A 7,691-nucleotide genomic window follows, 5' to 3' on the forward strand; every position below is an offset into this window, starting at 1 on the left:
GAACTATGGTGGTCACAACTTAAATCTTTTTTACGCAGTTTCGCTCCAACTACAACAGAAATGATTGATAAGCTAATCTCAGTTGCACTCGAATTAATAAATCCTCAACATTTAAGAAACTGGTTTGCTAGTTGCTGCTACTGTACCTCATAACAGCCGTAGATGCTGTATATGTAATGTGCTCAATGGAATACGACCGTTCGTAGGGACGCACAGCTATGCATCCCTACGTGTGTTGGATCAAAACGAGAACCGTTTTGATAGCCAATTAATCAATAACTAAGTAAATTCCCCAAATCGCCATTGCCCGTAAGTAAGTGCTAGCACGGAAAGTACCAGCTGCGGTGATAGCTTCAGGTGTGCGAAATTGCAGCCCATGGTCGTAAATTTGCTCCACTACAGCTTGCGTTAACCTTAATGCTTCATCCTTCATTCCCATTTGCACGAGAAAAGCCGCCAGCCCAAAGTTTATTCCCGTCCAGACTTCTAGGGGATGAGTAGCTTTGGGGTTTTCTGGGGAACCGTCAGGACGAACACCATTAGCAGCACCAAACTCACCATTACAGAATTTCAAAAAGCACGCATCATAAACAGTTTTTAGGGCAGAGAGGGCGCGATCGCTCGGTACAATATCAGGTAAGTCCAGCAAACGAGCATAGAATTGTCCGCACAATTGGTCTGCCATCACCACATCGGAACCACTTTCACTATCAAGTTTGTAATATTTACCATTCCAGAGTTTTTCATCATAAATGGGGCGAGATTGTTTCAACCAAGCTTCATAAGTGGACTTTTGCGCCGCCAACTCTGCTGTGTCACCTGCCTGGTAAGTTAATAAAATATCGCTAATTGCGATCGCAGCTTCTAGCGCGGCCAACCACAACCCACCACAATAGGCGCTGACACCCTGTAATCGCCAATCATCAAAGGTTTGGTCAGGCGCACCAGAATTTTCGGGTATCCCATCGCCATCAATGTCAAAGGTTTTCAGGTAGTCGAGGGTTTGAACGATCGCACTCCAGCAATCTGCTAAGAATTCTACATCGTCAGCACCCGTGAGTAGAAAATCGCGGTATACTTGCAAGACAAAATCACTACCTAAATCTTTCCACAAATTGCAGTCTTGATAGCTGGTGTAGTTGGTTTTCTCCCAAACGTGTTCATTGGGTGCGCCTAAGTCGTGGGGTGTTGCACCCGCGACTTTGCGAACTGCAATCGGGCTTTCTGCTTTGATTGTCATGTAATAGCCAATTATCCGGGGCGTATCATCACCTTGAGGAATTGCCCGTGCAAATGCCCGCATTACCGACTTTTCTAATTCTGGAAACAGCATCAGCAAGGCAAAAGAGCCGTATAACCGCACATCTAGACTTTCATACCAACGATAATCTAGGCACTCCAGCACCGCAAACTGACCGATGGGGTCAAGTTCTGATGCTGCACTCCAGAGAGTACCGCCACTAGTAAGGTCATAAAGCTCATTAAATAGAGCCATCTTAAACCAGTTGGGTAAATCTTCCCGTTCGAGAATGGGTTTTTGCCAACTTTGAATTTGCGATCGCCAGCTTTGGTATTCTTGTAGTGCAGTCGATGCGATCGCCCAAGCGTTGTTTCCACTTTTACCAAAAAAGTCTGTATATCTGCGGTAATAATTAACCCCGGCGGCAAATTCTGTTATTGGCAAATCCCAAGCGAGGACAAAGGGGATTTCGAGAGTTTCGCCTGGTTGGAGAGTAAAACAAAGTGCGATCGCACTCCCTAACTGTTCACCTTCTGCTACTGGATTTGCATCTATATAATTAGGCAAAGAACCATCTTTCGCAAAGCTTTGCCACACCTCATCACCCGTTCCTTCAGGATTCCATCGGCTGTGATGAAATACTTCCACTTGAGGATGCTTAACTGTAGCAATACACCAAGTTCCGTCACCTTCTTGCAAAGGTTCATCACTACCAACCCGACCTAAAACACAGCCAAACTGTTGTGTATTTTCAACTATTTGATTATAGTTACCTTGACTTTCACCCCAGCGCGGTTGGTATTCGTAAACCGGACTACCATCATCGCGCACCCGTACTTCGGGAGATTTGAGAGCGTTTGTAAACCAGCCCACCATATTTTGCCAAGTCAGCATAATGCTGAGAGTAATCGGTGCATCTGTGGGGTTGTGGGCATTCCAGAGGAATATTGCCACAGGGTAGCTAGTTTCTTGGTAATTACCTGCCCAAATTGGGGAAAATTGCTCACAAGTCAACTGTGCTTGAAATACATTTTCATACACAAACCAGCTACGTGGGTATAACGCGTGATAATTGCCCGTCCCCTCTGTGGCGGGAGTCGTCGGATACCATTGCCACGCTTTGAGAGTGTCATCATCTGGCACTTGCGTAGATAAAGCGTAGGCTTGGGAAGATGTGCCATTGGATTCAAACACACTGAATTGACAAGCGGGAACGTTTTTGAAGGTATGCTCACCGCCATCGATGTGCCACAGGTTAAAATCTCCCCGTGAAGAACGACCGATGCAACCTGCACCAAAGCCACCTAAAGGCATACCATGCCAAGGGCCATCATCGATATTACTTGCGTAGCGGACGGTATAAGGTTTGTCCCAGCCTAAGCCGATAGGACGGCTCCAAGTGCAAGAGGGAATTTTCACAGAGAGTTGATTTGTCATCGCCTAATGTTACAGCGTGCGGTTACGTCCATGAAGACTAACGCGATGTGCGATTTTTCTCAAGTAAAACGCAGTAAGGGCGTAACAATAAACAATGTTGTTATCCTGCAATACAAATTTCTACTGGACGGTAGCTTTCGATATAGCATTAAATTGAGTGCAAGTTTAATGCATAATCAAATCTATGCTAAATATTAGTCGAGACATCCATTCACTCTCTAGCTTTAAGCGCAATACCTTGGAATTCTTACAGCAGATGAAGCAGACAGGCAAACCTGTAGTGCTGACAGTTAATGGTAAAGCCGAACTTGTGGTTCAGGATGCAGAGTCTTACCAAAAACTGCTGGATGCATTGGAAAGATTGGAAGCAATCGCCGGAATTAAACAGGGACTTGAAGATGTAGAGGCTGGAAGAACTAGTACCCTTAGCGAGTTTGAGCAAGAAATGCAGCAAAAGTATGGCATTTCAAGTTAGGGTGACTCAGACTGCAAAAGCTGAAATTGATACTGCTTACTCTTGGTTGAGACAGCGTAACCCAGTTTATGCAGATAAATGGTTTCGGGAGCTGATGGATACTATTGCTACTCTGCAAGAAAAGCCTCTACGTTGCGCTCTAGCTCCAGAAAATAATGCACTAACTGAAGAAATCCGTCAACTTATTTACGGTAAGTCAAGAAATAAGTATCGAATTTTGTTCGCTATTCAGGAAGATACTGTTTTTGTGCTTCATGTACGTCATAGCTCGCAAGCTCCACTGATAGGCGAAGAAGTTGACGAAGAAGAAGGATTTTGATTGTTAAAAGCGTGGCGGTCGCTCACTCTCTGAACTTGGTAATCTTTATTAGTGTGATTGAAATTCAAATTGTATATGTGGGCACTCTAAAGTAAAGCAACATACTGGAGACTAATTTCTATGTCCACAGCCCCAATTAGTGCAACACTAGCGCAATCAGAGAGAGATGCTGTGTTGCAAGCGATCGCCACCATTAAAGAGAAACTACCATTTTTGATTGATTTAACTAACGAGGAGCGGAAAGCTTTACCCAAGATGGGAGATAAAAGCCGCGCCTTTGTCAGCAAAGCATTGGAGGTGGCGACACAGAACCCAGAGTTTTTACCGCGATCGTTTGACCTCAATGAGATGCGGAAAGACGTACAATTATTTGAAGCTTTGTATCCAGTATTGCTGTCTTTGTCACAATTACATGAGTTGCTGGATGATACTTCTTTAGCAGTAGGCAGTGAAGCTTATGCAGCTGCTTTGCAGGTGTATAACTATGCCAAAGCCAGTGGACAAGGCGCTGGTTTAGATACAGTAGTTGAAGAAATGGGACAAAGGTTTGCCCGTAAATCACGGAAAGTCAAGCCTCAAGCCGCAGCGTTGTAGAAAATAGCTCGGCAATAGCACTTGTAAGGTGCAATGTTGAAGCTCAGAACTCGGATGTTGGAGTAAATTGCTCGGCGTTCCGAGTTCTGAACTCGGAATTTCGAGATAAAAACACGAAACTTGGAGCTATGAACAGCAACGTCCGAGATCCAAGAATGAATGATGGAGAGTGGAGGGCGATGGTTCACTCTTTGAACTCGAAACTTCGTGCTTTGAACTGCAACATCCGAGATCCAAGAGTAAATTATGATGAGTGAAGGGCGTAAGCGTAGCCCGCCGGAGACATCGCTACCATAATTATCAGCAGAGTTGAAGGTACAAAGCTTATCCTTGGCAAAGCAAAACCTTAAGTGCTGGAATTTTGCTTGTTTTCAGGAAACTTACACTTTACCTCAATTTCAAAATTACTCTCCGCCGAACCTTCAGTTACGAAGGGGATACCAGTTTTTCCGCCTATCTTCAAGCCAAATTTCAGAGTTACCTCTTCGACTTCAGCAGCACCTAAATTTTTAAAAGCGCCAATAGCATATTTGGTATAAGCTCGAATCTGATGGTGAACTTCATCAATCTTGACAAATGCCTCTTCTCGAAAACCGTAGGATTCTTTCTTCTCATCAACCTCCGGTATGACTATTTCTGGAACACTTGGCGTTTCCTTTGACTCGAACAGAATTGTATATTTTTCTCCGTCTTCTTCAAAGACTAAACGTTCTATGTTCGACATCAAACCCTCAGATTTTAAGTGTATTTAAGTTATCTTATTCTGTAACAGACAACTTAAATATTTATAGATGGCTCGTTACGCGCTTGTTGTTGGCATTACAGATTATCAAAATCAGCTTTCCAACCTCACAAAACCAGCTACGGATGCAGAAGCGGTGGAACAGGTACTAAAAGCGCATGGTGATTTTGAGGATATCGCTGTTCTCAAAGGGAAAGTTAGTACAAATAAGTTGGCTGAAGCTTTAAAAACACTTTTGCAACAACAAGCAGTTAAAAACGAAGCGCTAATTTACTTTACAGGTCATGGCATCACCGTATCTGACAGCTTAGGAACACAACAAGCATATCTAGCAACCTCTGACTTGACAATTGTCACTCAAAGCAAGCAAATTATTGAACAAACAGGCGGGATTAGTCTTCAGAGTCTCAACAATTTAATTGCAAAATCCAACTTGAGTAGTTTAGTAGTGCTGTTAGATTGCTGTCACAGTGGTTATTTGTTAGAAAACAATCTGCTCAAAACAACTCTTACCGCCTTTAATTTAGAAAGCGATTACTACTTTATTGCAGCTTGCCGACCTTTCCAAGAAGCTTATGCCAACAAAAGCGCACAACACAGTATTTTTTCAACTGCTTTGCTGGCTGGGTTGTCAGCAGAAAAGGCTAATCAGCATGGACAGGTAACAAGTGCTGATCTGTTTGGCAGTATTAGCGCCGAACTTAAAGGTAGTGGTCAACAACCGATTCAATTGGGTTGGGGAAGTTCGATTACTTTAGTTAGCTACAAGCATCAAACACAAACTCAAACTTCTGAAGTCAAAGATGAATGTCCTTACCAAGGTTTAAAAGCGTTTGAAGCCGAACAAAAACAGTTTTTCTTTGGACGTAAGGAGGTTGTAAGGAAGATCCTGGGGAAATTGGCACAAAAGCCCTTTATTCCGATTATTGGCGCTTCCGGGAGTGGTAAATCTTCTGTGGTTCAGGCGGGTTTGATTCCAGAATTAGATCGTAGTGTCTGGCAAATTTTACCGCCAATCAAGCCAGGATTTCAGCCTTTGCAGGAATTGAGAGGAGTTCTGAAAGCATTTTTTCAGGGAGCGAAAAAAGAAAGATTGCTTTGGGAGTTGATTACTAATAAACCGAATCCTTTACCTGTAATTTTGCAGCATCTCACAGGTGCAGAAAAATTTTTATTGGTAGTAGATCAGTTTGAGGAACTATTTACTGTCTCTGTTGCTGAAGAAAAGCAGAGATTTATTGAATTGCTGACTCAGGTAGTAGAGATGACCGATTCGCGGTTGAAAGTTGTGATTACCATGCGATCGGATTTTCTCGAACCATGTTTAGATTATCCGTCTTTAAATAAATTGATTGAAAATCAGCTTGTTTTGATGCCGCGTATCACTGGAGTTGATTTAAAAGAGACAATAACCGAACCAGCTAAACTTCAAGGTCATAGTGTTGAAGAAAGACTAGTACTAAAAATTTTAGAAGACGTTGGTAAAGAACCGGGATACTTGCCTTTGATGGAGTTTGCTTTAACTAGACTCTGGGAAAAACGCGACCAACAAAAGCATCAACTCACCCTAGAACAGTATGAAAACTTCCAAGGATTGACAGGGGCGCTAAATTTTCATGCAGAAAATGTTTATCTTTACGAAGATTATCAGCAGGATTCCCGGACTCAAGAACGAAATGAACAGGAAAAGGACTGGATTAAGCAAATTTTCCTGCGATTAGTGCGAATCGGAGAGGGAGAAAAGGATACGCGACAGCGCCAACCAAAAACTGAACTGTTAGCCATTGCTGGTAACGACCAAAAACAGCAGGAAGCATTAAGTGAATTGCTAGATGAAGGATTGGTGAAAGGACGTTTGCTGGTAGCTGGGAAAGATGAAAAGGGAGAAGCCTGGATTGATTTAGCCCATGAAGCTTTAATTGAAGGTTGGCAGCAGTTTGCCCAGTGGCGACAAAAAGACCGAGATTTGCGGCGATTGAGCGATCGCTTAGAAGATGCGCGGCGGGAATGGGTGAACAAAAGGCAGGATGACAAATATTTAATGCAAGGGGGACTGCTGGCGGAAGTCAGGGATAGCTGGCAACAATTGCAAGTGTATTTAAAATCACCTCAAGAAGATGAGGATTTTTACCAGCGCAGCGATGCCCATGAAAAAGACCGCATTGCTGAACTGGAAAGAGCGCTTGCTGAATCACGATTGCGAGAGAAAGCTACGAGGGTAGAGAATTTGTTGACAGTCCAACCCCTAGAAAGTCTAGTTTTGGCAATTCAAGCAATGGGTGAGAATCAAGAGAAGTTACCCCAGCAGATTCTTGCACCAGTTCAAAACAGTTTGAATCGGGTGATGAATAAAGCAAGAGTCTCTATTCCTTTGCGTGGTCATGAAGATTCTGTCAATTCTGTCGCCATCAGCGCCGATGGGCAGACGATTGTCAGTGGCGGTCTTGACGGCACTGTGCGGTTGTGGAACCTCCAAGGTCAGACCTTAGCTGAACCTTTGCGTGGTCATGAAGGTTCTGTCTCTTCTGTCGCCATCAGCGCCGATGGGCAGACGATTGTCAGTGGCGGTGATGACGGCACAGTACGGTTGTGGAACCTGCAAGGTCAGACCTTAGCTGAACCTTTGCGTGGTCATGAAGGTAATGTCTATTCTGTCGCCATCAGCGCCGATGGGCAGACGATTGTCAGTGGCGGTGGTGACGGCACAGTGGGGTTGTGGAACCTGCAAGGTCAGACCTTAGCTGAACCTTTGCGTGGTCATGAAGGTAATGTCTATTCTGTCGCCATCAGCGCCGATGGGCAGACGATTGTCAGTGGCGGTGGTGACGGCACAGTGGGGTTGTGGAACCTGCAAGGTCAGACCTTAGCTGAACCTTTGCGTGGT

Annotated in this window: 6 protein-coding genes; 4 read left to right on the forward strand and 2 right to left on the reverse strand. The window is 44.1% G+C overall.

What is annotated here, in order from left to right; translation table 11 throughout:
- Positions 1-268: 268 nt before the first annotated feature.
- Entirely contained in the window at positions 269-2,677 is a 2,409-nt protein-coding gene (locus F8R90_RS01115; protein WP_196508846.1) for a GH116 family glycosyl hydrolase, read from the reverse strand.
- A gap of 184 nt (positions 2,678-2,861) precedes the next feature.
- Here F8R90_RS01115 and F8R90_RS01120 point away from each other — a divergent pair, with 184 nt between their 5' ends.
- From F8R90_RS01120 to F8R90_RS01130, 3 genes are all read left to right on the forward strand, one after another.
- Positions 2,862-3,152, forward strand: a complete 291-nt coding sequence (locus tag F8R90_RS01120; RefSeq protein WP_196508848.1) for a type II toxin-antitoxin system Phd/YefM family antitoxin — start codon at positions 2,862-2,864, stop codon at positions 3,150-3,152.
- Positions 3,136-3,471 (forward strand): type II toxin-antitoxin system RelE/ParE family toxin, encoded by a 336-nt coding sequence (locus F8R90_RS01125; protein ID WP_196508850.1) that lies wholly within the window; start codon positions 3,136-3,138, stop codon positions 3,469-3,471. The genes F8R90_RS01120 and F8R90_RS01125 overlap by 17 nt, the downstream gene beginning before the upstream one ends.
- Positions 3,472-3,591: 120 nt before the next feature.
- Positions 3,592-4,065 (forward strand): hypothetical protein, encoded by a 474-nt coding sequence (locus F8R90_RS01130; protein ID WP_196508852.1) that lies wholly within the window; start codon positions 3,592-3,594, stop codon positions 4,063-4,065.
- 346 nt (positions 4,066-4,411) lie between these two features.
- Here F8R90_RS01130 and F8R90_RS01135 read toward each other — a convergent pair whose 3' ends face one another.
- Entirely contained in the window at positions 4,412-4,789 is a 378-nt protein-coding gene (locus F8R90_RS01135) for a CU044_2847 family protein (RefSeq protein ID WP_196508854.1), read from the reverse strand.
- A 67-nt stretch (positions 4,790-4,856) separates the two neighbouring features.
- Here F8R90_RS01135 and F8R90_RS01140 point away from each other — a divergent pair.
- On the forward strand, positions 4,857-7,691 hold a 2,835-nt coding region (locus F8R90_RS01140), incomplete at its 3' end, for an nSTAND1 domain-containing NTPase (RefSeq protein ID WP_196508856.1).

Origin of the sequence: Nostoc sp. NZL (genome assembly GCF_015714705.1) — a bacterium.
In the GTDB taxonomy this organism is placed as follows: domain Bacteria; phylum Cyanobacteriota; class Cyanobacteriia; order Cyanobacteriales; family Nostocaceae; genus Nostoc; species Nostoc foliaceum_A.